Source organism: Thermomonas mangrovi (genome assembly GCF_028201335.1).
In the GTDB taxonomy this organism is placed as follows: domain Bacteria; phylum Pseudomonadota; class Gammaproteobacteria; order Xanthomonadales; family Xanthomonadaceae; genus Thermomonas; species Thermomonas mangrovi.
Window position 1 is genome coordinate 641,908 of the sequence record NZ_JAPEVV010000001.1, and the last position, 26,986, is coordinate 668,893.

The following is a 26,986-nucleotide window of genomic DNA, read 5'->3' on the forward strand; positions in this document are numbered from 1 at the left end:
CCATGCGTGTCGCCGCCTACGCCCGCTACAGCTCCGACCAGCAGCGCGATGCGTCGCTGGACGACCAGCTGCGGAACTGCCGCGCCTACTGCGTGCGCGCTGGCTGGCCGGAGCCTGTCGCCTACACCGATGCCGCCATGTCCGGCGCGCGGAACGATCGCCCGGGCTACCTGCGGCTGCTGTCGGATGCCACCCGCTTCGACGTGATCGTCGTGGATGACCTGTCCCGCCTGAGCCGCGACAGCGTGGAGGCGCAGCAGGCGGTGAAGCGACTGCGGTTCGCCGGCGTGCGCGTGATCGGGGTTAGCGATGGCCTGGACACGGGCCGGAAGGGGCACAAGGCAGAGGTCGGCTTGCGCGGCCTGATGGGAGAGCTCTACCTCGACGACCTGCGGGACAAGACCCACCGCGGGCTTGCTGGGCGCGCTCTGGCCGGCGCATCGGCCGGCGGCCTGCCCTACGGCTACCGCGTCACCGAGCGCGGCCAGCGGGCCATCCGCGACGAACAGGCGGCCGTGGTGCGGCGGGTGTTCGCCGACTACCTCTCCGGGCAGTCGGCCCGGGCGATTGCGGTCGCGCTGAATGCGGAGGGCGTGCCGTCACCACGCGGCAGCACATGGGCGGTGTCGGCCATCTACGGCGACACGAAGCGAGGCATCGGCATCCTCGCCAACCCGATCTACGTCGGCCGGCAGGTATGGAACCGCAGCCAGTGGATCAAGCACCCGGACACAGGGCGCAGGATTCGCCGGGAGCGGCCGTCGTCGGAATGGGTGACCGTCGAGCACCCAGATCTGGCCATCGTGGACGCGCGTACCTGGGACGCTGTGCAGGCCGCGATGAAGCGCCGCGGACATGCGGCTGGCAACCGTGGCCGGGCGCCACGCTCGCTGCTGGCCGGCCTGCTGCGCTGCGGACAGTGCGGCGGCCCCATCACCATGGTCGACGCCCACAGCTACGGATGCAGCACGGCGAAGAACCGCGGCACCTGCACGAACCGGATCCGGGTCAAGGCGCGCGATGCCGATGCGGCGATGGTTGCCGGCGTGCGTGATGCGCTGCTGACCGACGAGGCGATGAAGGCGTGGCAGCAGGCCATCGCCAGGCACATGAAGGCGCAGGCGGGCTCAGGTGACGACGCGCGCCGGAAGCTGGCGAAGGCGCAGTCCGAGCGCGACAACCTGCTGAACGCGATCCGGGCCGGCATCATCACGCCCAGCACGAAGGCTGCACTGGAGGCCGCTGAGGCCGACGTGATCGCCGCGCAGCGTGCGACCCAGCAGCCGGCCAGGATCATGCCGGACGTGCGCGACAGGTTGCGCCGCATCGCCGACACACTGGCGGACCGTGCGCGGCAGGTGCCAGCGGCACGCGAGGCGCTGCGCGCCTTGATCGGCGAGGCGACCCTCAGAAACGAAAACGGCGACCTCGTTGCCGAGATCGCCGGATCGCATCTATCGATGGTAGCGGGGGCAGGATTTGAACCTGCGACCTTCGGGTTATGAGCCCGACGAGCTGCCAGACTGCTCCACCCCGCAGCAGAAGCGGAATTATGGAGAGGCCCGCGGTTTTTTGCAAGCCTCCCGATGCGCGCGTACTTCAGCCCGCGATCAGGCGAAGGCGCGCTGGCACCATGCCATCAGCGGGCTCCACAGCAGGCCCAGCGCGAGCAGCCCGAGCGCGTTGACGCCGAACACGACGCGCACCACGTGGTCCTCGCGCGGGGTTACCGGCTCGCCCGACGGCTCGTCAAAGTACATCGCCTTGATCACCCGCAGGTAGTAGAACGCGCCGACCACGGCGAACACGATGGCGACGATCGCGAGCCACAGCTGGCCCGCCTCGACCGCGGCACGCAGTACCGCGAGCTTGGACCAGAAGCCGAGGAACGGCGGCACGCCGGCCAGCGAGGCCATCACGCACAGCACCAGCCCGGCGGTCCAGGGGTCGCGCGCGTTGAGGCCCTTGAAGTCCTCGATGCGCTCGGCTTCGAAGCCGCGGCGCGACAGCACCACGATCGCGCCGAACGCGGCGGCCGACATGATCGCGTAGCTCAGCGCGTAGAACATCGCGGCGGCATAGCCCGACTGCCCGCCCGCGGCCAGGCCGAGGAACAGGAAACCGACGTGCGACACGGTGGAATACGCCAGCATGCGCTTGAGGTTGGTCTGCACCAGCGCGGCCAGGTTGCCGATCGCCAGCGACAGCGCGGCGAGGCCGGCGAGCAGCGGACGCCATTGGTCGCCGAGCGGACCCGCGCCGACCTCGAGCAGGCGGATCGCCATCGCGAAGGCGGCGAGCTTGGGGGCCGAGCCGATGAACAGCGTGATCGGCGTGGGCGCGCCCTGGTAGACGTCGGGCAGCCACATGTGGAACGGCGCCGCGCCGAACTTGAACGCGATGCCGGCGACCATGAAGGCGACGCCGGTCAGCAGCATCGCCGGCTGGGCCACGGTGGTGGCGTTGGCGGCGATGGTCGCGAGGTCGATGCTGCCGGTGGCGCCGTACACCAGCGACATGCCGTACAGCAGCATGCCGGAGGCCAGCGCGCCGAGCACGAAGTACTTCATCGCCGCCTCGGAGGCCCGCGGGCTGTCGCGATCGATCGCGACCAGCGCGTACGAGCACAGCGCCAGCATCTCCAGGCCAAGGTAGACCATGACCAGGCTGCCCGCGGAGACCAGCAGCATCATGCCCAGCACCGCGAACATCACCAGCACCGAGACTTCGCCCTTGTACAGCCCGCGCTCGCGCAGGAACGGCCAGCCATAGACCAGCGCCACCGCCGACACCAGGCAGATCCCGGTCTTCAGCACGTCGGCCATGTTGTCGCGCACGAACATGCCGGAGAGCACCGTGCCCTGCCCGCCCCAGCCGGTGGCGACCAGGACGCCGACCAGCGCCAGCGTGGCCACCGCGAGCACGTGGGTGAGCACGCGCTGCCGGTCGTTGAGGAACAGGTCCAGCAACAGCAGCGCGAACGCGGCGCCTGCCAGCACCAGCTCGGGCAGCAGCGGCAGCAGGTCGGCAAGGGTGGGCATGGTCTGCGTCATGGCGGGCGGCACCTTACAGCTTGGTCGCGGCGAGCTGGCCCGCCAGTTGCGCGATGGAGGGCTCCATCAGGTCGGTCAGCGGCTTCGGCCACACGCCCAACAGCAGCACGCCGATGGCGAACACGCCGAGCACGATCCATTCGCGCAGGTTGATGTCCTCCAGCTCCGCCACGTGGGCGTTGCCGGTCTCGCCCCAGATCACCCGCTTGGTCAGCCACAGGGTGTAGCCGGCGCCGATGATCAGGGTGAACGCCGCGGCGAACGCGACCAGCGGGTTCTGCTGGAAGGCGGCCAGGATCACCATGAACTCGCCGACGAAGCCGCTCGTACCGGGCAGGCCGGAATTGGCCATCGCGAACAGCACCCAGAACATCGCGAACCACGGCATCGCGTTGGCGACGCCGCCGTAGTCCTTGATCATGCGGCTGTGCATGCGGTCGTAGAGCACGCCGACGCTGGAGAACATCGCGCCGGAGATGAAGCCGTGGCTGACCATCTGCACCATCGCGCCCTGCAGGCCGAGGCGCGCGCCATCGACGTTGCCGGCATCGCGCACCAGCGCGAAGGCGATGAAGGTGCCGAGGGTCACGAAGCCCATGTGCGAGACGGAGGAATAGGCGATCAGCTTCTTCATGTCCTCCTGCACCAGCGCCACCAGGCCGACGTACACCACGGCGACCAGCGACAGCGCGATCACCAGCCAGGCGTATTCGTGGCCGGCGTCAGGGACGATCGGCAGGACGAAGCGCAGGAAGCCGTAGCCGCCGATCTTGAGCATGATCGCCGCCAGGATCACCGAGCCGCCGGTCGGCGCCTCGACGTGCGCGTCAGGCAGCCAGGTGTGCACCGGGAACATCGGCACCTTGACCGCGAACGCGACCAGGAAGGCGAAGAACAGCCAGGTCTGCTCGACCAGGGTCAGCGGCTGCGCGGCCATGTCGGCCAACTGCCAGCTGCCGCCCTTGAGGTACAGGTAGATCAGCCCGACCAGCATGAACACGGAGCCGAGGAAGGTGTACAGGAAGAACTTGACCGATGCGTACACCCGGCGGGGGCCGCCCCAGACGCCGATGATGATGAACATCGGGATCAGCATGCCCTCGAAGAACACGTAGAACAGGATCGCGTCGAGCGCAGAGAACACGCCGATCATCAGGCCTTCGAGGATCATGAAGGCCGCGTAGTACTGGCTGACCCGCTTGTCGACGGAACCCCACGCGCCGATGAGCACGAGCACCGTGGTCAGCGTGGTCAGGCCGATCAACGCCAGCGAGATGCCGTCCGCGCCGAGGTGGTACTGGATGTCGTAGGCCGGCAGCCAGGCGCGTTGTTCGACGAACTGCATCGCCGGGTTCGCCAGCTCGAAGCCGGTGAACAGCGGGATGCTGCAGGCGAAGGTCGCCAGCGCGAAGGCCAGCGCGATCCAGCGCGCGGCCTGCGGGCGCGCGTTGCCCGCCATCAGGGTGAACACGCCGCCGAGGATCGGCAGCCAGACGAGCAGGCTGAGCAGGGGCCAGTGGGTCACGCTTGCGGTTTCCATCCTGAAATCGTCGGGCTCACAGCCAGTAGTGGTTGGCCAGCGCGAGCAGCGCGACCAGGCCCAGGATCATGGCGAAGGCGTAGTGGTACAGGTAGCCGGACTGCAGCTTGCGGACCAGCGCGGCGACCAGCCCTACCGCGCCGGCGCTGCCGTTGACCGCGACGCCGTCGATCAGGCCCGTGTCGACCTTGCGGAACAGCTTGCCGAGGCCGACGCCGCCGCCGGCCAGGCCGCCGATCCACAGGTCGTCCATCCAGTACTTCTTCTCCAGCACGCGGATCGGCAGCGCCATCGCGCGCTTGATGCGCACCCGCCATTCCGGCATGACCAGGTAGAGCAGGGTCGCCAGCAGGAAGCCCATCAGCGCTAGCCAGAACGCCGGCGCCTTGAAGCCATGCAGCGCGAACGCCACCGGGCCGTGGAACTCGGCGGCAATCGCCGCGACGACGTCGTGCTGCTTCAGGACCTCGATGGCGCCAAGGAAGAACGGCAGCTGCTTCTCGTGACCAAGCATGTCGGTGCCGAACAGCATCGGGCCGACGGTGAGGAAACCGATCGCGATCGACGGGATCGCCAGCAGCACCAGCGGCAGGGTCACGACCCACGGGGACTCGTGCGGCTCGTGCGCGCCGTGATGGCCGTGGTCGTCGTGGTGGTGGTCGTCATGCGTATGCGCGTCGTGCCCGTGGGCATGCGTGTCGCGGAAGCGCTCCTCGCCGAAGAACGTGAGGTAGAGCAGGCGGAAGCTGTAGAAGCTGGTGACGAACGCCCCGAGCAGGACCGCGAAATTCGCATACTGCGCCACCAGGCTGCCCGCGTGTTCGCCGGCGTGGTGGGCTGCGGCTTCGATGATGGTGTCCTTCGAGTAGAAGCCGCTGAAGAACGGCGTGCCGACCAGGGCAAGCGTGCCGACCCACATTGTGAGGTGGGTGATCGGCATGTACTTGCGCAGCCCGCCCATCCGGCGCATGTCCTGCTCGTGGTGCATGCCCATGATCACTGAGCCCGCGCCAAGGAACAGCAGGGCCTTGAAGAACGCGTGGGTCATCAGGTGGAACACGGCCGCCGAGTAAGCCGACACGCCCAGCGCCACCGTCATGTAGCCCAGCTGCGACAGCGTGGAATACGCCACCACGCGCTTGATGTCGTTCTGCACCATGCCGATCAGGCCGGTCCAGAACGCCGTGGTCGCGCCGATGAACAGGATGAAGTTCAGCGCGGCCGGCGACATCTCGAACAGCGGCGACATCCGCGCCACCATGAAGATGCCCGCGGTCACCATCGTCGCCGCGTGGATCAGCGCTGAGATCGGGGTCGGGCCTTCCATCGAGTCGGGCAGCCAGACGTGCAGCGGCACTTGCGCGGACTTGCCCATCGCGCCGATGAACAGGCTGATGCAGATCACCGTCGGCACCGACCACTCCAGCCCAGCCCATGGCGAGACGGTGGCGTCGCGGATGGTCGGCGCGTTGGCGAAGGCGGTGGCGTAGTCCAGCGTGCCGATCCAGTACAGCACGCCGGCGATGCCGAGCAGGAAGCCGAAGTCGCCCACGCGGTTGACCAGGAAGGCCTTGAGGTTGGCGAAGATCGCGCTGGGCCGCTTGAACCAGAAGCCGATCAGCAGGTACGACACCAGGCCCACCGCTTCCCAGCCGAAGAACAGCTGCAGGAAGTTGTTGCTCATGACCAGCATGAGCATCGAGAAGGTGAACAGCGAGATGTAGCTGAAGAAGCGCTGGTAGCCGCCGTCCTCGGCCATGTAGCCGATGGTGTAGACGTGCACCAGCAGCGACACGAAGGTCACCACGACCATCATCATCGCGGTCAGCTTGTCGACCATGAAGCCGACGTGCGCGTCGATCCCGCCCACCTGGAAGAAGGTGTAGACGTTCTCGTTGAACGGCGCCGCGCCTTGCAGCAGCTGCCACATGACATGCGCCGACAGAGCGAAGCTCGCCGCCACGCCGAGGATGGTGGCGGTGTGCGCGCCGGCCCGGCCGACCTTGCGCCCGAACAGGCCGGCGATGATGCTGCCCAGCAGGGGCAGCAACACGACCAGCAGCAGGTGGGTCTTGGAAATCACCATGCCTCAGCCCTTCAGGGTGTCGATGTCCGCCACGTCGATGGTGCGGCGGTTGCGGAACAGGGTGACCAGGATCGCGAGGCCGATGGCGGCCTCCGCGGCGGCCACGGTCAGGATGAAGAACACGAACACCTGGCCGGCCGCGTCGCCCAGCGAGCGCGAGAACGCGACGAAGTTGATGTTCACCGAGAGCAGCATCAGCTCCAGCGACATCAGCAGCATGATCACGTTCTTCCGGTTCAGGAAGATGCCGGCGACGCTGATGCAGAACAGCAGCGCGCCCAGCGCGAGGTAATGACCCAGGGTCAGCGCCGAGAACAGGTTGCCCATCACGCGCCCTCCCCTTCGCCCGCGGGCTTGGCCGGCGGCACCTCGGCCGGCATGCGCACCATGCGCAGGCGGTCGGCGGCGCGCACGCGCGCCTGGGCAGACGGATCCTGGTGGCGGGCACCCGGGCGCCGGCGCAGGGTCAGCATCACCGCGGCGATCACCGCCACGGTCAGGATCACCGCGGCCACTTCGAACGGCAGCATGAAGTCGGTGAACAGCGCCCGCGCCAGCCAGGTCGTGTTCGGCACGTCGGCCGCCACGGCGGCGTTGTCGGCCAGCGGCACCTCGGCGGCGGCGCGCACGCCGATCAGGACGAGGATCTGCACCAGCATGACTACCGCGACCACCAGCCCGACCGGCAGGTAGCGCACGTAGCCCTCGCGCAACGGCGCCAGGTCCACGTCCAGCATCATCACCACGAACAGGAACAGCACCATCACCGCGCCGACGTAGACCAGCACCAGCGCGATGCCGAGGAATTCGGCGCCGCCCACGATCCAGGTGCAGGCCACCGAGAAGAACGTGAGCACCAGCCACAGCGCGGCGTGCACCGGGTTGCGCGCGGTGATCGTCGCCAGCGCCGAAGCCGCCGCGGTGGCGGCGAAGGCGAGGAAGGCAAGGGTCGGGAAATCGAGTGTCATGCGTGGGTCGTCCTCAGCCAGCCCGGCTCACCGGAACGGTGCGTCGGCGGCGCGGCGCTCGGCGATCTCCGCCTCGAGGCGGTCGCCGATGGCCAGCAGTTGCGGCTTGGTCAGCACGTTCTGCCCGCGCCGGTCGAAGTGGTACTCGTGCACGTGGGTCTCGACGATCGAGTCCACCGGGCAGGACTCCTCGCAGAAGCCGCAGAAGATGCACTTGAACAGGTCGATGTCGTAGCGCGTGGTGCGGCGGGTGCCGTCCGCGCGCGGTTCGGAATCGATGGTGATCGCCAGCGCCGGGCACACCGCCTCGCACAGCTTGCATGCGATGCAGCGCTCCTCGCCGTTCGGATAGCGACGCAGCGCATGCACGCCGCGGAAGCGCGGCGACTGCGGGGTCTTCTCCATCGGGTACATCAGGGTGTACTTCGGGCGGAACAGGTACTTCAGGGTCAGCCACAGGCCGCCCATCAGCTCGAGCAGCAGCAGGCTCTTGAAATAGGACGTGATCTTGCTCATGGCCTCACTGCCCCGCCTGGAAGACGCCGAAATAGACCAGCAGCGCGGTCGCGCAGATCCAGGCGATGGTGATCGGGATGAAGACCTTCCAGCCCAGCCGCATGATCTGGTCGTAGCGGTAGCGCGGGAAGCTGGCGCGGAACCAGATGAAGCAGCTGGCGAAGAAGAACACCTTGGCGAACAGCCACCACCAGCCGTCGCCGAGGAGCGTCGACAGCACCGGCACGTCCGGAATCCATGCGGCCGGGATCGGCGACAGCCAGCCGCCGACGAAGAAGATCGCGGTCAGGAAGCTGACCAGGATCATGTTGGCGTATTCGGCGAGGAAGAACAGCGCGAACTGCGAACCCGAGTACTCGACCATGTGCCCGGCCACGATCTCGGATTCGCCCTCGACCACGTCGAACGGCGCGCGGTTGGTCTCGGCCACGCCGGAGATGAAATACACGAGGAACAGCGGCAGCAGCGGCAGCCAGAACCATTCGAACACGCCGGCGTCGCCGGCCTGGGCCTGCACGATCTGGGTCAGGTTCAGGCTCCCCGAGGCGATCAGCACGCCGACCAGGGCGAAGCCCATCGCGATCTCGTAGCTCACCACCTGCGCCGCGGCGCGCATCGCGCCAAGGAAGGCGTACTTCGAGTTCGAGGCCCAGCCCGCGAGGATGATCCCGTACACGCCCAGCGAGGTCATCGCCAGCAGGTACAGCAGGCCGGCGTTGGCATTGGACAGCACCAGCTGCGCATCGAAGGGCACCACCGCCCAGGCCGCGAACGCCGGCACCAGGGTGATCAACGGGGCGAGCCGGTACAGGAACGGATGCGCCGAACTCGGCTGCACGACTTCCTTGAACAGCAGCTTGAACACGTCCGCGAAAGCCTGGAACAGGCCCTTGCCCACGTACATCGGCCCGTGGCGGACGTGCATCCAGCCGATCAGCTTGCGTTCCCAGACCACGTAGAAGGCCACGGCCAGGATCACCGGCACCGCGATGGCCAGGATCTTCAGCACGATCCATACCAGCAGGCCGATCTCGCCGAAGCCCAGCAGGCCATCGCGCAGGGGCGCGACCAGCTCCAGCCAGAACGACGTCAATGCATTCGGGGCGTTCATGCGCGGGCGACCTCCACCTTGGCCGACGCCGCCAGCGGCGCGGTGGCGCCGTGGCCGGCCTCGACCCATGCGCTGCCGGTGGCGACGCGGTCGTCGAGTTCGACCGGCAGGGTCGCGTGGCCGATGCCGTTGCCCACCTTCGCCATGTCGCCGGCGGCCAGCCCGGCCGCAGCCGCATCGGCCGGGTGCAGCATCAATCGCGGCCCGGTCGACAGCGGGTGCGCCTGCAGCGCGGCCGCGCGACGCACCACCGCATCGCCGCGGTAGATCGCCTGCGAGACCACGAGGTCGAGGCCGGTGCCGGCGGTGGCGACCGCAGCGCCACGCGCGACGTCCACGGCGACCGGCGCGATGCCCGCGCGCAGGCCGTCGAGGTCGACGAAGTCGAAGCCCGGCAGCGCAAGCTCGCCGGCAAGCGCACGCAGCACGCGCCAACCGGGACGCGCCTGGCCCGGCAACTTGCCGGCGGCGGATGCGACCTGGTCGCGGCCCTCGAGGTTGGTCAGGGTGGCGTCGACCTCGGGCAGCGCGCCGATCGGCAGGATCACGTCGGCGACCCGGCGGGTGGACGCGCAGGCGAACTGGCTGAACGCCACCACCTGCGCATCGCCCAGCGCCTTCAGCGCCAGCCGCTGGTCGGCGAAGTCGAGGCCGGGTTCGATGCCGTACAGGACGTACGCGCTGCGCGGGTCGCGCAGCATCGCCTGCGCATCCCGCGAGGCCGGCAACACGCCGTGGCGCGCCAGGCCGAGGGCATTGGCGCCCTGCGGGATGCGGCACAGGCGGGCATTGCGCGCGGTGGCGAACTCGGCCGCAGCCTTGCGGATCGCCGCCGCATGCGGGCCGCTCTCCGCGACCGCGCCGACGATCACCGCGGCATGCGCGGCCTCGCCGATGTCCAGCCCGGCGAGCGCGTCGGCCAGACGCGACGGCGGCGCGATGCGCTTGCCGGCCACCGCGAAGGCGACGTCGAAATCGACCGGGTTGACGATGTACACGCGCGCGCCGCGCTTGGCCGCCTTGCGCACGCGCTGGTGCAGCAACGGGACTTCGTGGCGCAGGTTGGAGCCGACGATGACGATGGCGTCGGCCTGCTCGATCTCGGCGACCGGCATCGCGAAGGCCTCGGCGATCGCGCCGTCGGACAGGTCGGCCTGGGCGATGCGATGGTCGAGGTTGCCGCTGCCGAGCGCACCGGCGATGCGTGCGAGCAGCGCGCCCTCCTCGTTCGAGGTGGCCGGATGGACCAGCACGCCGAGCGCGTCGGCGGCGTTGTCGCGCAGGATCTTCGCGGCCTTCGCCAGCGCTTCTTCCCAGCTCGCCTCGCGCCAGCCGTCGTCGACCGCCGGGTCGCCGTCGCGCAGCAGCGGCACGCCCGCGCGGTCGGCGGCGTACAGGCCTTCATGCGCGTAGCGGTCGCGGTCCGAGAGCCAGCACTCGTTCACCGCTTCGTTGTCGCGCGGCACGCTGCGCAGGATCTCGCCGCGGCGCACGTGGTGGAACAGGTTGCTGCCCAGCGCGTCGTGGTAGCCCAGCGACGGCCGCGCGGTGAGCTCCCACGGGCGGGCACGGAAACGGAATACCTTGTTGGTCAGCGCGCCGACCGGGCACACGTCGATCACGTTGCCGGACAGCTCGGTGGTCAGTGGCTTGCCGTCGTAGGTGCCGATCTGCAGGTTCTCGCCGCGCTGCATGCCGCCCAGCTCGTAGGTGCCGGCGATGTCCGCGGTGAAGCGCACGCAGCGCGTGCACTGGATGCAGCGGGTCATCTCGGTGGCGACCAGCGGACCGAGGTCCTCGTCGGCCACCACGCGCTTGCGCTCGACGAAGCGGCTGACCGAACGGCCGTAGCCCAGCGACAGGTCCTGCAACTCGCACTCGCCGCCCTGATCGCAGATCGGGCAGTCCAGCGGATGGTTGATCAGCAGGAATTCCATGACGTTGCGCTGGGCCTTCAGCGCCTTGTCGTTGCGGGTGAAGACCTTCATGCCGTCCATCACCGGGGTGGCGCAGGCCGGCGACGGCTTCGGCGCCGCACGCCCGCCGACTTCGGTGTCGACCAGGCACATGCGGCAGTTCGCCGCGATCGGCAGCTTCTCGTGGTAGCAGAAGCGCGGGATCGGGATGCCGGCCTTGTCCGCGGCATGGATGATCATCGCGCCCTTCGGCGCGGCGAGCTCCTGCCCGTCGATGAAGACGGTGACGTGGTCGGGCGGCAGGTTCGGGTTGACGGGCTGTGCGCTCACGCGGCCACCTTGTCGGCCTTGGCCAGCGTGCCGGCGCGCTCGTCGTCGACGTAGAAGCGCTTGTTCACGATGGCGTATTCGAATTCGTGCCAGAAATGGCGCAGGAAGCCCTGCACCGGCCATGCGGCGGCCTCGCCGAAGGCGCAGATGGTGTGGCCCTCGATCTGCCCGGCGGCGGCGCGCAGCATCTGCAGGTCGTCCAAGGTGGCCTCGAAGTTGCAGATGCGGTCGAGCATGCGGTGCATCCAGCCGGTGCCTTCGCGGCACGGGGTGCACTGGCCGCAGCTTTCCTTCCAGTAGAAGCGCGAGATGCGGCGGCAGGCGCGGACCATGCAGGTGGTCTCGTCCATCACGATGACCGCGCCCGAGCCGAGGCCGGAACCGGCCTTCTGGATCGCGTCGTAGTCCATGGTGAGGCCCATCATCACGTCGCCCGGCAGCACCGGCATCGACGAACCGCCCGGGATGACGCCCTTGATCCGGTGGCCGTTGCGCATGCCGCCGCACAGCTCCAGCAACTCCGCGAACGGCGTGCCGAGGCGGATCTCGTGGTTGCCCGGGTTGGCGACGTGGCCGGAGACCGAAAAGATCTTGCAGCCGCCGTTGTTGGGCTTGCCCAGTTCCATGAACCACTCGGGCCCGTTGCGCACGATGGCCGGCACCGAGGCGTAGGTCTCGGTGTTGTTGATCGTGGTCGGCTTGCCGTACAGGCCGAAGTTGGCCGGGAACGGCGGCTTGTAGCGCGGCTGGCCCTTCTTGCCCTCCAGCGACTCCATCAGCGCGGTTTCCTCGCCGCAGATGTAGGCGCCCGCGCCCAGCGCGTTATACAGGTCGATGTCGACGCCCGAGCCGAGGATGTCCTTGCCCAGCCAGCCGTGCTTGTAGGCCTCGGCGGTGGCCTCCTCGAGGTGCTCGAACGGTTCGTGGTGGAACTCGCCGCGCAGGTAGTTGTAGGCCACGGTGCTGCCGGTGGCGTAGCAGGCGATCGCCATGCCCTCGATCACCGCGTGCGGGTTGTAGCGCAGGATGTCGCGGTCCTTGGCGGTGCCCGGCTCGGACTCGTCCGAGTTGCACAGGATGTACTTCTGGCCCGGACCCTTGGGCATGAAGCTCCACTTCAGGCCGGTCGGGAAGCCCGCGCCGCCGCGGCCGCGCAGGCCCGACTGCTTGACCATCTCGATCACGTCGGCGGGCGGGATCTTCTCGGCGAGGATCCGGCGCAGCGCCTGGTAGCCGCCGGTCTTCAGGTAGTTCTCGTACGACCACGGCTTGTCGAAGTGCAGCGTCGTGTAGACCGCCTGGTGCTCCTTCGGCGCCGGGCCCACCGGGCCGTAGCCCTCCGCGTAGTGGCTGTGCCCGCCCATTACTTGAGCCCGTCCAGCAGTGCGTCGACCTTCGCCGCGTCGAGCTTCTCGTGGTAGTGCCCGTTGACCACGACCACCGGCGCGCCGCAGCACGCGGCGACGCACTCCTCCTCGCGCTTGAGGTAGATGCGGCCGTCGGCGGTGGATTCGCCGAGCTTGCAGCCCAGCTTGCGCTCGGCATGGGCGACCAGGTCCTCGGCGCCGTTGAGCCAGCAGCTGATGTTGGTGCAGAACGCCACGTTGTTGCGGCCGACTTGCTCGGTCTCGAACATCGAATAGAACGTCGCGACCTCGTAGGCCCACACCGGCGGCAGGTCCAGGTACTTCGCCACCGCGGAGATCAGCTCGTCGCTGAGCCAGCCGCCGTTCTGCTCCTGCGCCGCGTGCAGGCCCTGCAGCACCGCCGAGCGCTTGCGGTCGGGCGGGAACTTGGACAGCCAGTGGTCGATGTGCGCGCGGGTCGCGTCCGACAGCGCCACCATCGGGTCCACGTTGCGGCACGCCTCGAAATTGCCGGTCGCTTTCATCTGGTTCTCTTATCGGTCCACTTCGCCGAACACGATGTCGTAGGTGCCGATCATCGCGACGACGTCGGCCAGCATGTGGCCCTTGACGATTTCGTCCATCGAGGACAGGTGGGCGAAGCCGGGCGCGCGCAGGTGCACGCGGAACGGCTTGTTGGCGCCGTCGCTGACCAGGTAGCAGCCGAACTCGCCCTTGGGCGCCTCGACCGCGGCGTAGGTCTCGCCGGCGGGCACGCAGTACCCCTCGGAAAACAGCTTGAAGTGGTGGATGAGGGCTTCCATGTCGTCCTTCATCGCTTCGCGCGAAGGCGGCGCCACCTTGTAGTTGTCCAGCATCACCGGGCCGGGGTTGGCCTTCAGCCACGCCACGCACTGCTTGATGATCCGGGTGGATTCGCGCATCTCCGCGATTCGCACCAGGTAGCGGTCGTAGCAGTCGCCGTGGCTGCCCAGCGGGATGTCGAAGTCGACCTCCGCGTACTTCGCGTAGGGCTGCTTCTTGCGCAGGTCCCAGGCGATGCCGGAGCCGCGCAGCATCGGGCCGCTCATGCCCCAGGCCATGGCCTGCTCCGGGCTGACCACGCCGATGCCGACCGTGCGCTGCTTCCAGATGCGGTTGTCGGTGAGCAGGGTCTCGTACTCGTCGACACGCTTCGGGAAGTCCTCGCAGAAGTGCTCCAGGTAGTCGAGCAGCGAGCCTTCGCGCCATTCGTTGAAGCGCTTCAGCTTGGCGCCCTTGCGCCACGGCGATTCCTTGTACATCGGCATCCGCGACGGGAGGTCGCGGTAGACGCCGCCCGGGCGGTAGTAGGCCGCGTGCATGCGCGCGCCGCTGACCGCCTCGTAGCAGTCCATCAGCTCCTCGCGCTCGCGGAAGGCGTACAGGAACACCGCCATCGCGCCGAGGTCGAGCGCGTTCGAGCCCACCCACATGAGATGGTTCAGGATGCGGGTGACCTCGTCGAACATGGTGCGGATCCACTGCGCCCGTTCCGGCGCCTCGATCCCCATCAGCGTCTCGATGGCGCGCACGTAGGCGTGCTCGTTGCACATCATCGACACGTAGTCCAGGCGATCCATGTAGCCGATCGACTGGTTGAACGGCTTGGACTCGGCCAGCTTCTCGGTCCCGCGGTGCAGCAGGCCGATGTGCGGGTCGGCGCGGCGCACGATCTCGCCGTCCATCTCCAGGATCAGGCGCAGCACGCCGTGCGCGGCCGGGTGCTGGGGACCGAAGTTCAGCGTGTAGTTGCGGATTTCCTGCGCGGCCTCGGCGCCATTGCTGGCGAAGCCCTCGCTGCCTTGCACGACGCTCATCGACGCGCCTCCCGGTCGAGGATCTTGCCGCCGCGTTCGCCCTCGGCGGTCGCGTAGCGGGCGTCGTCGCGGACCACGCGCGGCACGCCGACGCGCGGCTCGACGCTGGTCACGGGTTCGTACACCACGCGCTTGCGGTCGGCGTCGTAGCGGACCTCGACATTGCCGATCAGCGGGAAGTCCTTGCGGAACGGATGCCCGACGAAGCCGTAGTCGGTGAGGATCCGGCGCAGGTCGGGATGCCCCTCGAACACGATGCCGAACAGGTCGAACGCCTCGCGCTCGAACCAGTTGGCGCCGGCCCACAGGCCGGTCACCGAGGCGACCATCGGCATCCCGTCGTCCGCCGCCATGCAGCGCACGCGCAGGCGCAGGTTGCGGGCGATCGACAGCAGGTGCAGGACCACGCCGTAGCGGCGCCCGCTGGCCGTGTCCGGCGCATCGGTGCCCGGCTGCGCGACCTGGTGGCTGGGTTGCTCGCCCCACTTGAAGCGGCCCGGGCCCTTGCCCTCGACGCCGCGGCTGAAGCCTTCGGCGGAGACGCCGTCGGTATCCCACTCATCGGTGCCGTAGCCGAGGTAGTCCACCCCGCACAGGTCGATGAAGGTGTCGAAGCCGAACTCGTCGCGGACCGCCTGGCACGCGGCCAGCCAGTCGGCGGCCGGCACGACCAGGGTCACCTCGCCGCGCGGCTGCGCGACGTGCACGGCGGCCTCGCCGAAGCGGGCGGCCAGCTCTGCCGGGAACGCGGTCATGCGCGGGCGCCCTCCACGCGGGGGCCGCCGGTGAACGGGTTCTGTTCCATGCGGCGGATCTTCTTCTGCAGCTGCAGGATGCCGTAGACCAGCGCTTCCGCGGTCGGCGGGCAGCCCGGGACGTACACGTCCACCGGCACCACCCGGTCGCAACCGCGGACCACCGAGTACGAATAGTGGTAGTAGCCGCCGCCGTTGGCGCAGCTGCCCATCGAGATCACCCACTTGGGGTCGGGCATCTGGTCGTAGACCTTGCGCAGCGCCGGCGCCATCTTGTTGCACAGGGTGCCGGCCACGATCATCACGTCGGACTGGCGCGGCGACGGGCGGAACACCACGCCGTAGCGGTCCAGGTCCAGGCGCGCCGCGCCGGCCTGCATCATCTCCACCGCGCAACAGGCCAGGCCGAAGGTCATCGGCCACATCGAGCCGGTGCGCGCCCAGTTCCACAGCGCGTCCAGGCTGGTGGTCACGAAGCCGTGCTGCAGCAGCGGGTTGTCGCCGTCCGGGCGCAGGATGTCGTCCAGCCGCCCCTCGGGCAGCGGGTTGCTGGCGGCTTCCAGGATGTTCTGGACGATGTTGCTCATTCCCACTCCAGCGCGCCGCGCTTCCAGACGTAGATGAACCCGATCAGCAGCAGGGCGAGGAACACGCCCATCTCGACCAGGCCGAACACCCCGAGCTCGCGGAACACCAGCGCCCACGGGAAGACGAACGCGATCTCGAGGTCGAACACGATGAACAGGATCGCGACCAGGTAGTAGCGCACGTCGAACTGCATGCGTGCGTCCTCGAACGCGTTGAAGCCGCACTCGTAGGGCGACAGCTTTTCGGCGTCCGGCCGCTTGGTGCCCAGCAGGTTGCCCACGATGATGAGGGCGATGCCGATGCCGGTCGCGACGACCAGAAACAGGAGGGTGGGCAGGTATTCGGCCAGCACGCGTGTGCCTCGCTCTTCTTATCCGCAATAGTGTAGCCGGCCCGGGCGTTTCGCGGCCATACCCGGCGGCATCGCCCGGGCGGAATCGCGGCCATCCGGGGCCGGCTCAACCGCCTTCGAGCTGCTCCCAGCGCCCGTAGGCCGCGTCCAGTTCCGCCTGCGCGGACGCCAGCGCGGCGTTGTCGGCGGCGATCGCGGCGGCCTCGCGCTGGAAATAGCCGGCCTCGCCCATGCGCGCGGTGAAGCCGGCGACCTGCGCCTCCAGCGCCTCGATCCGCTGCGGCAACTGCTCCAGTTCCCGGGCCTCCTTGTAGCTCAATTTCACCCGGGCAGGCGGCGCGGCCACCGCATGGGCCTTGGGTGGCTCCGGCGCCTCCGGCTTCGGCGTCGGAACCGGGGTCGCCGGCCGCTGCCGCAGCCAGTCGCTGTACCCCCCGACGTATTCGCCGATGCGCCCGTCGCCCTCCATCACCAGGGTGGACGTCACCACGTTGTCGAGGAAATCGCGGTCGTGGCTGACCAGCAGCAGCGTGCCCGGGTAGTCGGCCAGCAGCTCTTCAAGCAATTCCAGGGTCTCGACGTCGAGGTCGTTGGTCGGCTCGTCCATCACCAGCAGGTTGGACGGCTGGGCGAACAGCCGCGCCAGCAGGAGGCGGTTGCGCTCGCCGCCGGACAGGCGGGTGATCGGCGCGCGGGCGCGTTCCGGGGTGAACAGGAAGTCCTGCAGGTAACCGATGACGTGCTTCTGCTTGCCCCCCACGGTCACGCTCTCGCGGCCCTCGGCGACGTTCTCGATGGCGTTCCAGTCCTCGCGCAGGGTCGCCCGGTACTGGTCGAAGTAGGCCACCTGCAGCTGGGTGCCCTGCCTCACCTCGCCGCCCTGCGGCGCCAGCTCGCCCAGCAGCAGCTTCAGCAGGGTGGTCTTGCCGCTGCCATTCGGCCCGACCAGGCCGATGCGGTCGCCGCGCAGGATCGTGATGCTGAAATCGCGGACGAGGCGGTTGTCGCCATGGGCGAAGTCGACGTGGCGCGCTTCGATCACCTTCTTGCCGGATTCGCCGGCCTGCGCCGTGGCCATCTTCACGTTGCCGGCCTGCTCGCGGCGCTCCGCGCGCGCCACCCGCATCGCCTTCAGCCGGCGCACGCGGCCTTCGTCGCGGGTGCGCCGGGCCTTGATCCCCTGCCGGATCCAGGCTTCCTCCTGCGCCAGCAGTTTGTCGAAGCGGGCGTTCTCCTGCGCCTCGGCGTTGGCCCGTTCTTCCTTGCGGCGCAGGTAGTTCTCCCAGTCGCCGGGCCAGCTGGTGACCCGGCCGCGATCGATTTCCACGATGCGGGTGGCGAGGGCGCGCAGGAAGCGGCGGTCGTGGGTGATGAACACCAGCGCCGTACCGCCGACCGACGTCCACTGCTTGAGGAAGCCTTCCAGCCAGTCGATCGCGGCGATGTCAAGGTGGTTGGTCGGCTCGTCCAGCAGCAGCAGGTCGGGCTGCGACACCAGCGCGCGCGCCAGCAGCACCCGCCGCTTCATCCCGCCCGACAGGCGCGCGAAGTCGGCATCGCCATCCAGCTGCAGGCGCTCCAGCGTGTCCAGCACGCGCCGGTCCAGCGCCCAGCCGTCGACCACCTCGATGCGCGCCTGCACCGCGGCCAGCGCATCCGCGTCGATGGCCTCGGCATGGATCAGGTGGTGGTAGTCGGCAAGCAACGCGCCGAGGTCGCCCAGCCCCGCGGCAACCACGTCGAACACGCTGCCCACCGCGTCCTGCGGGACTTCCTGCTCCAGCCGGGCGATGCGCCGGCCGCCTTCCACCCGCACCTCGCCGTCGTCGGCCTTGAGTTCGCCGGACAGCAGCTTGAGCAGGGTCGACTTGCCGGCGCCGTTGCGGCCGATCAGGGCGATGCGTTCGCCGGGTTCGATGGCAAGGTCGACATGGTCGAGCAACAAGGGGCCGCCGACGCTGAAGTCGACGCCCTGCAGGGAAATGAGCGGCATCCGCGGATTGTAAGGCGGGCGCCCCGCGGAACCCAGTTCGGGCACTTCGCATCCACGATGCGGGGCACGGCAGGTTCGGTCCCGGGTGCTACGAACTGCAGGACAGCATCGAACACCCCACCTTGTCCCTCGCCCACTCCGGCCGCAGGCCGGCGTAGTGCGCGCGCCCGGGCTGGTCCTCGTACGGGCGGCGCATCACCTCGAGCAGGGTCTCGACGCCGCCGAGGTCGCCGGCATGCGCGCGGTCGATCGCCTCCTGGGCCAGCCAGTTGCGCAGCACGTAACGTGGATTGGCCGCGTCCATGCGCGCGCGGCGCGCCGGGGCCGGCAGCGGATCGTCGCGCAGCCGCACCGCATGGCGCGACAGCCAATCTGCGAATGCCGCCGCGCCGGCGGCCCGCTTGGCAGGGTCGTAGAACGCGGATTCGAGCGGCTGCAGCGAAGGGGCGTCGGCATCGACCTCGGCCAGGGCGCGGAAGAACCGGGTCATGTCCACCTCGTGCGCCTGCAGCAACGCATGCAGCTCGCGCATGCGGGCAACGTCGTCGTCGCGGCATTCCGCCAGGCCCAGCTTGCGCGCGGTGGTGTCGCGGTCGGCGTCCGTATAGGCCTCGGCGAACCTCGCCAGCCCGTCCTGCAGCGGCGCCGGGTCGGCGAACAGCGGCGACAGCGCGCGCGCGAGCTGGCCGAGGTTCCAGTAGGCGACGCGCGGCTGCCAGCCGAAGCGGTAGCGGCGACCCGCGGCATCGGTGGTGTTCGGCGTCCAGTCGGGATCGTAGGGTTCGATCCAGCCGTACGGGCCGTAGTCGATGGTCAACCCGAGGATCGACATGTTGTCGGTGTTGAGCACGCCATGCACGAAGCCCACCCGCATCCATGCCGCCACCAGCCGCGCGGTGCGCGTGCAGACCTCGGCGAACCAGTCGGCGTACAGCGCCTCGCCCTGCCCCGCCAAGGACGGGAAGTCGCGGGCGATGCAGAAGTCGGCCAGCTGGCGCAGCAGGCCGGCGTCGCCGCGCATCGCCGGCAGCTCGAAGTGGCCGAAGCGCAGGAACGAGGGCGCGACGCGGCACACGATCGCCCCCGACTCCAGTTCCGGACGTCCATCGTAGAGCACGTCGCGCAGCACGCCCTCGCCGGTGCCGACCAGGCTCAGTGCCCGCGTGGTCGGGATGCCGAGGTGGTGCATGGCCTCGCTGCACAGGAATTCGCGGATCGAGGAGCGCAGCACCGCGCGGCCATCGGCCCCGCGAGAATACGGCGTCGGCCCGGCGCCCTTGAGCTGCAGCTCGCGACGCCGGCCGTCGGCCAGCACCGCCTCGCCGAGGCTGATGGCCCGCCCGTCGCCGAGCTGGCGCGCCCAGTGGCCGAACTGGTGCCCGCCGTAGTTGGTGGCGTACGGCTGCATGCCCGGCAGCAGCGCGTTGCCGCCGAACACCGCGGCGAACGCCGGCGAGGCCAGGTCGTCCTCGCCGAAGCCCAGCTCCGCCGCCACCTCGCGCGAATGCGCCAGCAGCCGCGGCGCGGCCACCGGGGTCGGCGCGACCGCGGACCATGCGGCGCCCTCCACCTGGCGGACGAAGTTGCGCGGCTCCGGATCGCCCGGGAGCGCGCGCAGGAAGGCGTTGTCGAAAACCGGGGCATGCATGCGGCCATGGTAGCCGCCGGGCCGCGTGGAGCCCGTGCTCCACGGCCGGCGCGTACACTGTGTGCCCTGTTCCCGCCGGCGATCACGCCACTGGCCCCATGAGCGCCGACACCCCGTCCGTCCTGTTCTCCGACCTCGGCCTGCCCGAGACGCTGCTGCAAGCGCTGCGCGAAGTCGGCTACGAATCGCCCAGCCCGATCCAGGCGCAGACCATCCCGCCGCTGCTCGGCGGCCGCGACCTGCTCGGCCAGGCGCAGACCGGCACCGGCAAGACCGCGGCGTTCGCCCTGCCCGCGCTGGCGCGGCTGGACCCCGCCCCGGGCAAGCCGCAGGTGCTGGTGCTGGCGCCGACCCGCGAACTGGCGATCCAGGTCGCCGAGGCCTTCCAGAAGTACGCCCACCACATCCCCGGCTTCCACGTGCTGCCGATCTACGGCGGCCAGAGCTACATGCCGCAGCTGGGCGCGCTCAAGCGCGGCGTGCACGTCGTGGTCGGCACCCCAGGCCGGGTGATCGACCACCTCGAGCGCGGCTCGCTGGACCTCTCGCACCTGCGCATGCTGGTGCTGGACGAAGCCGACGAGATGCTGCGGATGGGCTTCATCGACGACGTCGAGGCGGTGCTGAAGAAGACCCCCGAGACCCGCCAGGTCGCGCTGTTCTCGGCGACGATGCCGGCGCAGATCAAGCGCATCGCCCAGACCTACCTGAAGGACCCGGTCGAGATCGCGATCAAGGCGCAGACCACCACCGCCGAGAACATCCGCCAGCGCTTCTGGATGGTCAGCGGGGTGAACAAGCTCGACGCCCTGACCCGGATCATGGAAGCCGAGCCGTTCGACGCGATGATCATCTTCGCGCGCACCAAGCTGGGCACCGACGAACTGGCCGAGAAACTGGCCGCGCGCGGCTTCAGCGCGGCGGCGATCAACGGCGACGTCGAGCAGAAGACCCGCGAGCGCACCATCCAGCGCCTCAAGGAAGGCCAACTGGACGTACTGGTGGCCACCGACGTGGCCGCCCGCGGGCTGGACGTGGAGCGGATCAGCCACGTGCTGAACTACGACATCCCCTACGACACCGAGAGCTACGTGCACCGCATCGGCCGCACCGGCCGCGCCGGGCGCAAGGGTGAGGCGATCCTGTTCGTGGCGCCGCGCGAGCGCGGCATGCTCGGTGCGATCGAGCGCGCCACGCGCCAGAAGATCGAGCAGATGAACCTGCCCAGCGTCGACGCGGTGAACGAACGCCGGGTCGCCAAGTTCCTGGACAAGATCGAGGCCGCGCTGGCCAGCGACGACCTCTCGGTGTTCCGCGACCTGGTCGAGCGCTACGAGCGCGAGAAGAACGTGCCGGCGGTGGAGATCGCCGCCGCGCTGGCCAAGCTGGTGCAAGGCAAGACCCCGTTGCTGCTGCCGCAGCCCGCGGTCCCCGAACGCGCGTTCGAGCCGCGCGAGCAAGCGCCGCGCCCGGAGCGCGCCGAGCGCCCGAAGCGCGAGCGCACCCCGCGCGACCCGGATGCGCCCAGCGTGCCGATGAAGACCTTCCGCATCGAGGTGGGCTACCACCATGGCGCGCAGCCCGGCCACATCGTCGGTGCGATCGCCAACGAGGCCGACCTCGAGAGCCGCTTCATCGGCCGCATCGACATCCGCGACGACTACACCCTGGTGGACCTGCCGGACGGCATGCCGCCGGAGCTGCTGCAGCACATGCAGAACGTGCGCGTGGCGAGCAAGCCGCTGCGGATGAAGGAAGCGAGCGCCGAGGACATCGACGCGCCGAAGCGCAAGCGCAGCTTCGGCCCGCCGCGCGGCGACAAGCCAGGCGGCCCGCGCAAGCCGGGCGGTTTCAAGCCCGGCGGGTTCAAGCCGCGCGGCCCGCGATAAGCGCATTCCCCGCGGCCATTGGCGGCGCCAGGCGCGCCTTTGGCATGATCCGGCGATGCCGCGCCTCCTCGTCTTCCAGCATGTCGCCGCCGAGCCCCTGGGCACGCTGGATCCGCTGATCCGGCGGCGCGGGCACCGGATCCGCTTCAAGAACTTCGAGCGGCACCCGGATGCGCAGCTCAACGTGGACCGCTACCCCGGGCTGGTGGTGCTGGGCGGCCCGATGAACGTCGAGGACCATCCGCGCCGCCCGCACCTGGCGAACGAGATGCGTGCGATCGAACGCATGCTGGGCCAGGGCAAGCCGGTGCTCGGGATCTGCCTCGGCGCGCAACTGCTGGCGCACGTGCTGGGCGCGCCGGTGTCGCGCAACCCGGTGCCGGAGATCGGCTGGTACCCGCTGCGCAAGACCGCGCAGGGCGAGGCCGACCCCGTGCTCGCGCCCTTGCCCGCCGAGACGCCGGTGTTCCAGTGGCATGGCTGCCGCTTCGACATCCCGCGCGACGCCGTCCACCTCGCCAGCAGCCCGGACTGCCCGCAGCAGGCGTTCCGCCACGGCGACAACGCCTACGGCTTCCAGTTCCACCTCGAGATGGACCAGCGGCTGGTCGAACGCTGGCTGGCGAACCCGCTCTACCGCGAGGAACTGGCGAACTCCGGCCTCGCGCAGGACGAAGAGGCGATCCGCACGCTGACCCGCCGGCACATCGCGACCATGCAAGGTCACGCGGAGGCGGTGTTCAACAACTTCCTCGACCTGGTCGGGCGACCCGAACGCCGCCATACCCTGCCCTCGCGCGAGTGGGCATGAGCGGACCCACCCACGACGCCATCGTCATCGGCGCCGGCGCCGCGGGCCTGATGGCGGCGATCACGGCCGGCCAGCGCGGACTGCGCGTGCTGGTGGTCGACCATGCCAACAAGGTCGGCAAGAAGATCCTGATGTCCGGCGGAGGGCGCTGCAACTTCACCAATACCGGCACCACGCCAGCCCACTACCTGTCGGCGAACCCGCACTTCTGCAAGTCGGCGCTGGCGCGCTACACGCCTTGGCATTTCATCGAACTGGTCGAACGCCACCGCATCGCCTACCACGAGAAGGAACTCGGGCAGTTGTTCTGCGACGACTCCAGCAAGCAGGTGGTGGCGATGCTGCTGGCCGAATGCGCGGCCGCCGGCGTGGAGGTGCGCACGCATTGCAGCATCGAACGCGCTGAGCACCTCGACGACGGGCGTTTCCGCCTGCACGCGTCGCAGGGACGCTTCGTCGCGCCGGCGCTGGTGGTCGCCAGCGGCGGGCTGTCGATCCCGAGCATGGGCGCCAGCGGCTTCGGCTACGCGCTGGCCCGGCAGTTCGGCCACGCGGTGCTGCCCACGCGCGCCGGCCTGGTGCCGCTGACCCTCACCGGCACGCATGCCGAACGCCTGCAGGACCTCGCCGGGGTCTCGCTGCGGGTGGAAGCACGCTGCAATGGCGTCCGCTTCCGCAATTTCATGCTGGTCACCCACCGCGGGATCAGCGGGCCGTCGATCCTGCAGATCTCGAACTTCTGGCAACCCGGGGACGACCTGCGCCTGGACCTGCTGCCCGGCATCGACGTCGAGGCACAGCTGCGCGAGTGGCAGGCCGGCCGCCGCGATGCGGAGCTGAAGACGCTGCTGGCCGAGGTGATGCCCAAGCGCTTCGCCCAGCGCCTGTGCGAGCACTGGATCGCGAGCAAACCGATGCGGCAGTACACCCCGCGCGAGCTGCAGGCGATCTGCGGCCAGCTGCAGGACTGGCCGCTCGTCGCCAGCGGTACCGAGGGTTACCGGACCGCGGAGGTCACCCTGGGCGGCGTGGAGACCGATGGCCTGTCCTCGGCCACGATGATGTCCCGGCACGTGCCCGGGCTGTATTTCGTCGGCGAGGTGGTCGATGTCACCGGCTGGCTGGGCGGCTACAACTTCCAGTGGGCCTGGGCGAGCGGCCACGCGGCAGGCAGCGCGATGGCGGCCTGACACCGCTCAGAACGGGAACGGCACGCCCAGGCGCGGTCCGAAGTACCACCAGGCGAACAGCAGGATGCCGATCCACAAGGCCATCTTGAACAGGGCGCCGACCACCTTGAACGCGGCATACACCGCGATCACCAGCACCACGATCCCGATCCAGCTCATGCCGCCACGTCCATTGCAGGGCCGCGCAGCTTAGGCGACCGCCGCGCCGTCGGCCAGCGGCGCCAGTCGCGGATCGAGCGCGACGCGCGCGTCGAACACGAAGCAACGACCGTCGTAACCGAGACCGCCCACCTGCTCGAAGTAGCCGAGGATGCCGCCCTCCAGTTGCAGCAGGTTGTCCATGCCGTCGTGGCGCAGCCACAGCGCAGCCTTCTCGCAGCGGATGCCACCGGTGCAGAAGCTGACCACGGTGGCATCGCGGAGCGCATCGCGATGCGGCGCCAGCGCGGCCGGCAGCTCGGTGAAATTGTCGATCGGCAGGGTGAGCGCGTCCTGGAACGTGCCGAAGCCGACTTCCTCGCGGTTGCGGGTGTCCAGCAGGACCAGGCGGCGGCCGGCATCGTCATGGCCCTGCGCGATCCAGCGCGCCAGCGTCGGCGGATCCACCGCGGGTGCGCGCTGCCCGGCTTCCAGCGGCGATGCGTGTTCGCGCCGGAACGCGATGATCTCGTGCTTGCGCTTCACCTTCAGCTTCGCGAACGGGATCGCCTCGCTCCAGCTTTCCTTGGCATGCAGCGCCGCGAAGCGCGGGTCTTCGCGCAGCCAGTCGAGGAAGCCGCGCAACGACGCTTCCGTCCCGGCCAGGAACAGGTTCAGCCCCTCCGGCGTGACCAGCATGCTGCCGCGCAGCCCATCGCCCTCGGCGCGCACGCGCAGGCGATCCGCGAGCGCATCGGCATCGTCGATGGCGACGAACAGGTAGGCGGCGATGTTGAGGATCACGGGCGGGTGCGGAACACGATGCTGCAGCAGGTGACCGCACCCTCGGCCTTCTGCAGCTCGTACAGGTCGAGCGCGAGGCCGCGGATCCCGTGCGCGGCAAGCCGCCCCTGGGTGCCTGGGAACTGGTCCGGGAACAGCAGCGCGTCGCCGATCCGCAGCGCGTTGGCCGCATGGGGCTCGTGCGGGTCGACCTCGATCACCGTGCAGCCGGCGAAGCAGGCCACGTCCACCCAGTCGGGATTGACCAGCACGGCGCCATCGGCGACCTCGGTCGCGGCGGACTTCAAGTGCAGGCAATCGCGCAGGGCGACGCCTTCCACGGTGTAGCCGAAAGGCGCCAGCAAGGCGCGCAACTGCTCCCGCCCGGCCGCGTTGCTGCGCGCGGAATCGCCGACCAGCACGCGCTTGCCGATCCGCAACACGTCCCCGCCGTCGAGGGTGCCCGGGGCGTCGATCCGCGCCATCGGGCGGTATCGCGCCAATGCGCCGACCACGGCCGCGCCCTCGTCGCGGCGCGACACCGCGCCCGGCCTGGTGGCCACCGCGAGCTCATCGAAGGCCAGGGCCACGTCCTCCACGAACACCGAGTCCGGCAACCCCGGTTCCGCCGGCAGCCGGATCACCTCGCAACCGAGGGACTCCAGCGCGGCGCAGTAGGTCGCATGCTGGTCGCGCGCACGGCCAAGGTCGATCGGCACGCGCGGCACGAAGCTGCGCTCGCCGTCGGCCAGCGCCGGGCTGACCTCGCGGGTGATGGCGGTCCACGTCATCGCCGCATTGTACGGTCCACCGACCGCGTGGGCCGCGCATGGGATCATGGTGCGATGCACGCGCCCCACGTCTCCGCTACCCCGCGCCTGGCCATCGTCGGCGGCGGCCCCGCCGGCCTGATGGCCGCGGAGGTCGCGCGCGCGGCCGGGCTGGAGGTGGACCTGTTCGAAGCCAAGGGCTCGTTGGGGCGCAAGTTCCTGATCGCCGGCAAGGGCGGCCTCAACCTGACCCATTCCGAGCCGCGCCCCGGCTTCGATGCGCGCTACCGCGAGCGCGGGGCCGCCGTCGGCGGGTGGCTGGACGACTTCGATGCCGATGCCCTGCGCGCGTGGGCGCGCGGGCTTGGCGTCGAGACCTACGTCGGCAGTTCCGGCCGGGTGTTCCCGCTGGATCGCAAGGCGGCGCCGCTGCTGCGCGGCTGGGTCCGGCGATTGCGCGATGCTGGCGTCCGCTTCCACGTCCACCACTGCTGGCTGGGTTGGGAGGGCGACGGCGCGCTGCGTTTCGCCACGCCCGATGGCGAGGCCACGTGCAAGACCGATGCCGTGGTGCTGGCGCTCGGCGGTGGCAGCTGGCCGGAGCTGGGCTCGGATGGCGCATGGGTCGACACCCTCTCGGCGCAGGGCATCGAGGTCGCCCCCCTGCGACCGGCGAACTGCGGCTTCGACATCGGCTGGAGCGACTTCCTCGCCACGCGGCATGCCGGCGCACCGCTGAAGCCGGTGGTCGCGCACTGGCGTGACCTCGACGGCAACCTGCGCACGCTGCAGGGCGAGTGCGTGCTGACCGCGACCGGCATCGAGGGCAGCCTGGTGTACGCCATCGCCGCCGACCTGCGCGACGGCATCGCCCGCGACGGCGAGGCGCCGCTGCAACTCGACCTGGTGCCGGGCCGCGACCTCGAACGCCTGGGCCGCGACCTGGCCAAGCCACGCGGCGGACGCAGCCTGGGCGAGCACCTGCGTCGGCAGGCCGGCCTGGACGCCGCCAAGGTCGCGCTGCTGCACGAGGTGCTGGACAAGCCCGCGCTGCAGGACATGGACCGGGTGGCGAGCACGCTCAAGCGCCTGCCACTGCGCCTGCTGCGCCCGCGTCCGCTGGCCGAAGCGATCTCCACCGCCGGCGGCGTGCGCCTGGAGGCACTGGACGATGCGCTGATGCTGCGCCCACGCCCCGGCCTGCCCCAGCAGGGCATCTTCTGCGCGGGCGAGATGCTCGACTGGGAAGCGCCGACCGGCGGCTACCTGCTCACCGCCTGCTTCGCCAGCGGCCTGCGCGCCGGCCGCGGCGCGGTGCGATGGCTGCAGGGCGCGCGCTAGGCC

General features: G+C 69.7%; 24 protein-coding genes and 1 tRNA gene. 5 read left to right on the plus strand and 20 right to left on the minus strand.

The annotated features are described in order from the left end of the window. Nucleotides 1-2 precede the first annotated feature (2 nt). The gene (locus tag ON759_RS13990; protein WP_425608438.1) at nt 3-1,505 is read left to right on the plus strand and encodes a recombinase family protein; all 1,503 of its coding nucleotides are present in this window, start codon (nt 3-5) and stop codon (nt 1,503-1,505) included. On the opposite strand, the gene ON759_RS03150 is transcribed toward ON759_RS13990, so the two are convergent. The 17 genes from ON759_RS03150 to ON759_RS03230 all read right to left on the minus strand — a co-directional run bounded on the left by ON759_RS03150 (nt 1,462) and on the right by ON759_RS03230 (nt 20,061). Continuing rightward, nucleotides 1,462-1,538 (minus strand) — tRNA-Met (locus ON759_RS03150). The two genes, ON759_RS13990 and ON759_RS03150, sit on opposite strands and share 44 nt — an antisense overlap. 72 nt (nt 1,539-1,610) lie before the next feature. Then, a complete protein-coding gene (gene nuoN, locus ON759_RS03155; protein ID WP_271678888.1) occupies nt 1,611-3,053 on the minus strand; it encodes an NADH-quinone oxidoreductase subunit NuoN in 1,443 nt (480 codons plus the stop codon). 13 nt (nt 3,054-3,066) lie between these two features. After that, the gene (locus tag ON759_RS03160) at nt 3,067-4,578 is read right to left on the minus strand and encodes an NADH-quinone oxidoreductase subunit M (protein ID WP_271679020.1); all 1,512 of its coding nucleotides are present in this window, start codon (nt 4,576-4,578) and stop codon (nt 3,067-3,069) included. A 31-nt stretch (nt 4,579-4,609) separates the two neighbouring features. Beyond that, nucleotides 4,610-6,679: an NADH-quinone oxidoreductase subunit L gene (gene nuoL, locus ON759_RS03165; RefSeq protein ID WP_271678889.1), complete on the minus strand. Its 2,070-nt coding sequence runs from the start codon at nt 6,677-6,679 to the stop codon at nt 4,610-4,612. 3 nt (nt 6,680-6,682) lie between these two features. Beyond that, nucleotides 6,683-7,006: an NADH-quinone oxidoreductase subunit NuoK gene (gene nuoK, locus ON759_RS03170; RefSeq protein WP_271678890.1), complete on the minus strand. Its 324-nt coding sequence runs from the start codon at nt 7,004-7,006 to the stop codon at nt 6,683-6,685. Then, entirely contained in the window at nt 7,006-7,647 is a 642-nt protein-coding gene (locus tag ON759_RS03175; RefSeq protein ID WP_271678891.1) for an NADH-quinone oxidoreductase subunit J, read from the minus strand. The genes nuoK and ON759_RS03175 overlap by 1 nt, the downstream gene beginning before the upstream one ends. Before the next feature lie 27 nt (nt 7,648-7,674). After that, nucleotides 7,675-8,163, minus strand: a complete 489-nt coding sequence (nuoI, locus tag ON759_RS03180) for an NADH-quinone oxidoreductase subunit NuoI (protein ID WP_271678892.1) — start codon at nt 8,161-8,163, stop codon at nt 7,675-7,677. Nucleotides 8,164-8,167: 4 nt separating this feature from the next. Further along, entirely contained in the window at nt 8,168-9,256 is a 1,089-nt protein-coding gene (gene nuoH / locus ON759_RS03185; RefSeq protein ID WP_271679021.1) for an NADH-quinone oxidoreductase subunit NuoH, read from the minus strand. A gap of 14 nt (nt 9,257-9,270) precedes the next feature. Beyond that, entirely contained in the window at nt 9,271-11,520 is a 2,250-nt protein-coding gene (nuoG, locus tag ON759_RS03190; RefSeq protein ID WP_271678893.1) for an NADH-quinone oxidoreductase subunit NuoG, read from the minus strand. Then, entirely contained in the window at nt 11,517-12,884 is a 1,368-nt protein-coding gene (gene nuoF, locus ON759_RS03195) for an NADH-quinone oxidoreductase subunit NuoF (protein ID WP_271678894.1), read from the minus strand. The genes nuoG and nuoF overlap by 4 nt, the downstream gene beginning before the upstream one ends. Continuing rightward, nucleotides 12,884-13,411 (minus strand): NADH-quinone oxidoreductase subunit NuoE, encoded by a 528-nt coding sequence (nuoE, locus tag ON759_RS03200; protein WP_271678895.1) that lies wholly within the window; start codon nt 13,409-13,411, stop codon nt 12,884-12,886. The genes nuoF and nuoE overlap by 1 nt, the downstream gene beginning before the upstream one ends. Before the next feature lie 9 nt (nt 13,412-13,420). Next, entirely contained in the window at nt 13,421-14,725 is a 1,305-nt protein-coding gene (locus ON759_RS03205) for an NADH-quinone oxidoreductase subunit D (RefSeq protein WP_271678896.1), read from the minus strand. Then, nucleotides 14,722-15,480 carry an NADH-quinone oxidoreductase subunit C gene (locus ON759_RS03210; protein ID WP_271678897.1) on the minus strand — a complete coding sequence of 253 codons (759 nt, stop codon included), beginning with the start codon at nt 15,478-15,480 and terminating at the stop codon, nt 14,722-14,724. The genes ON759_RS03205 and ON759_RS03210 overlap by 4 nt, the downstream gene beginning before the upstream one ends. After that, nucleotides 15,477-16,067 (minus strand): NuoB/complex I 20 kDa subunit family protein, encoded by a 591-nt coding sequence (locus ON759_RS03215; RefSeq protein ID WP_271678898.1) that lies wholly within the window; start codon nt 16,065-16,067, stop codon nt 15,477-15,479. Before ON759_RS03215 ends, ON759_RS03210 begins: the two co-directional genes overlap by 4 nt. Next, entirely contained in the window at nt 16,064-16,420 is a 357-nt protein-coding gene (locus tag ON759_RS03220; protein WP_271678899.1) for an NADH-quinone oxidoreductase subunit A, read from the minus strand. Before ON759_RS03220 ends, ON759_RS03215 begins: the two co-directional genes overlap by 4 nt. 106 nt (nt 16,421-16,526) lie before the next feature. Next, nucleotides 16,527-18,413: an ATP-binding cassette domain-containing protein gene (locus ON759_RS03225; RefSeq protein ID WP_271678900.1), complete on the minus strand. Its 1,887-nt coding sequence runs from the start codon at nt 18,411-18,413 to the stop codon at nt 16,527-16,529. A gap of 88 nt (nt 18,414-18,501) precedes the next feature. Beyond that, on the minus strand, nt 18,502-20,061 hold the full coding sequence (locus tag ON759_RS03230) for a protein adenylyltransferase SelO (protein WP_271678901.1): 1,560 nt from the start codon (nt 20,059-20,061) through the stop codon (nt 18,502-18,504). A 98-nt stretch (nt 20,062-20,159) separates the two neighbouring features. Between ON759_RS03230 and ON759_RS03235 the strand changes: the two genes are divergently transcribed. Genes ON759_RS03235 through ON759_RS03245 form a run of 3 tightly spaced genes read left to right on the plus strand, consistent with a single transcriptional unit; the run spans nt 20,160 to nt 23,951 of the window. Beyond that, nucleotides 20,160-21,950, plus strand: coding sequence for a DEAD/DEAH box helicase (locus tag ON759_RS03235; protein ID WP_271678902.1), 1,791 nt, complete (start codon nt 20,160-20,162; stop codon nt 21,948-21,950). A gap of 55 nt (nt 21,951-22,005) precedes the next feature. Further along, on the plus strand, nt 22,006-22,761 hold the full coding sequence (locus ON759_RS03240; RefSeq protein WP_271678903.1) for a type 1 glutamine amidotransferase: 756 nt from the start codon (nt 22,006-22,008) through the stop codon (nt 22,759-22,761). Further along, on the plus strand, nt 22,758-23,951 hold the full coding sequence (locus ON759_RS03245; RefSeq protein WP_271678904.1) for a BaiN/RdsA family NAD(P)/FAD-dependent oxidoreductase: 1,194 nt from the start codon (nt 22,758-22,760) through the stop codon (nt 23,949-23,951). Before ON759_RS03240 ends, ON759_RS03245 begins: the two co-directional genes overlap by 4 nt. A gap of 6 nt (nt 23,952-23,957) precedes the next feature. On the opposite strand, the gene ON759_RS03250 is transcribed toward ON759_RS03245, so the two are convergent. From ON759_RS03250 to ON759_RS03260, 3 genes are read right to left on the minus strand one after another with little or no spacing between them, the layout of a single operon-like run. Then, nucleotides 23,958-24,110, minus strand: coding sequence for a hypothetical protein (locus ON759_RS03250; protein ID WP_271678905.1), 153 nt, complete (start codon nt 24,108-24,110; stop codon nt 23,958-23,960). A gap of 30 nt (nt 24,111-24,140) precedes the next feature. Continuing rightward, nucleotides 24,141-24,893 (minus strand): sulfurtransferase, encoded by a 753-nt coding sequence (locus ON759_RS03255; RefSeq protein ID WP_271678906.1) that lies wholly within the window; start codon nt 24,891-24,893, stop codon nt 24,141-24,143. Next, nucleotides 24,890-25,663 (minus strand): dimethylarginine dimethylaminohydrolase family protein, encoded by a 774-nt coding sequence (locus ON759_RS03260; RefSeq protein ID WP_271678907.1) that lies wholly within the window; start codon nt 25,661-25,663, stop codon nt 24,890-24,892. The genes ON759_RS03255 and ON759_RS03260 overlap by 4 nt, the downstream gene beginning before the upstream one ends. Before the next feature lie 54 nt (nt 25,664-25,717). On the opposite strand from ON759_RS03260, the gene ON759_RS03265 reads away from it, so the two are divergent. Beyond that, nucleotides 25,718-26,983, plus strand: a complete 1,266-nt coding sequence (locus ON759_RS03265; protein ID WP_271678908.1) for a TIGR03862 family flavoprotein — start codon at nt 25,718-25,720, stop codon at nt 26,981-26,983. Nucleotides 26,984-26,986: the final 3 nt, after the last annotated feature.

What these genes read in the sequence shown, in the direction of transcription:
- ON759_RS13990 (WP_425608438.1), top strand. Translation starts at nt 3, where the DNA reads ATGCGTGTCGCCGCCTACGCCCGCTACAGCTCCGACCAGCAGCGCGAT.
- nuoN (WP_271678888.1), bottom strand. Translation starts at nt 3,053, where the DNA reads ATGACGCAGACCATGCCCACCCTTGCCGACCTGCTGCCGCTGCTGCCC.
- nuoL (WP_271678889.1), bottom strand. Translation starts at nt 6,679, where the DNA reads ATGGTGATTTCCAAGACCCACCTGCTGCTGGTCGTGTTGCTGCCCCTG.
- nuoK (WP_271678890.1), bottom strand. Translation starts at nt 7,006, where the DNA reads ATGGGCAACCTGTTCTCGGCGCTGACCCTGGGTCATTACCTCGCGCTG.
- ON759_RS03175 (WP_271678891.1), bottom strand. Translation starts at nt 7,647, where the DNA reads ATGACACTCGATTTCCCGACCCTTGCCTTCCTCGCCTTCGCCGCCACC.
- nuoI (WP_271678892.1), bottom strand. Translation starts at nt 8,163, where the DNA reads ATGAGCAAGATCACGTCCTATTTCAAGAGCCTGCTGCTGCTCGAGCTG.
- nuoF (WP_271678894.1), bottom strand. Translation starts at nt 12,884, where the DNA reads ATGGGCGGGCACAGCCACTACGCGGAGGGCTACGGCCCGGTGGGCCCG.
- nuoE (WP_271678895.1), bottom strand. Translation starts at nt 13,411, where the DNA reads ATGAAAGCGACCGGCAATTTCGAGGCGTGCCGCAACGTGGACCCGATG.
- ON759_RS03205 (WP_271678896.1), bottom strand. Translation starts at nt 14,725, where the DNA reads ATGAGCGTCGTGCAAGGCAGCGAGGGCTTCGCCAGCAATGGCGCCGAG.
- ON759_RS03210 (WP_271678897.1), bottom strand. Translation starts at nt 15,480, where the DNA reads ATGACCGCGTTCCCGGCAGAGCTGGCCGCCCGCTTCGGCGAGGCCGCC.
- ON759_RS03215 (WP_271678898.1), bottom strand. Translation starts at nt 16,067, where the DNA reads ATGAGCAACATCGTCCAGAACATCCTGGAAGCCGCCAGCAACCCGCTG.
- ON759_RS03225 (WP_271678900.1), bottom strand. Translation starts at nt 18,413, where the DNA reads ATGCCGCTCATTTCCCTGCAGGGCGTCGACTTCAGCGTCGGCGGCCCC.
- ON759_RS03230 (WP_271678901.1), bottom strand. Translation starts at nt 20,061, where the DNA reads ATGCATGCCCCGGTTTTCGACAACGCCTTCCTGCGCGCGCTCCCGGGC.
- ON759_RS03235 (WP_271678902.1), top strand. Translation starts at nt 20,160, where the DNA reads ATGAGCGCCGACACCCCGTCCGTCCTGTTCTCCGACCTCGGCCTGCCC.
- ON759_RS03240 (WP_271678903.1), top strand. Translation starts at nt 22,006, where the DNA reads ATGCCGCGCCTCCTCGTCTTCCAGCATGTCGCCGCCGAGCCCCTGGGC.
- ON759_RS03245 (WP_271678904.1), top strand. Translation starts at nt 22,758, where the DNA reads ATGAGCGGACCCACCCACGACGCCATCGTCATCGGCGCCGGCGCCGCG.
- ON759_RS03250 (WP_271678905.1), bottom strand. Translation starts at nt 24,110, where the DNA reads ATGAGCTGGATCGGGATCGTGGTGCTGGTGATCGCGGTGTATGCCGCG.
- ON759_RS03260 (WP_271678907.1), bottom strand. Translation starts at nt 25,663, where the DNA reads ATGACGTGGACCGCCATCACCCGCGAGGTCAGCCCGGCGCTGGCCGAC.
- ON759_RS03265 (WP_271678908.1), top strand. Translation starts at nt 25,718, where the DNA reads ATGCACGCGCCCCACGTCTCCGCTACCCCGCGCCTGGCCATCGTCGGC.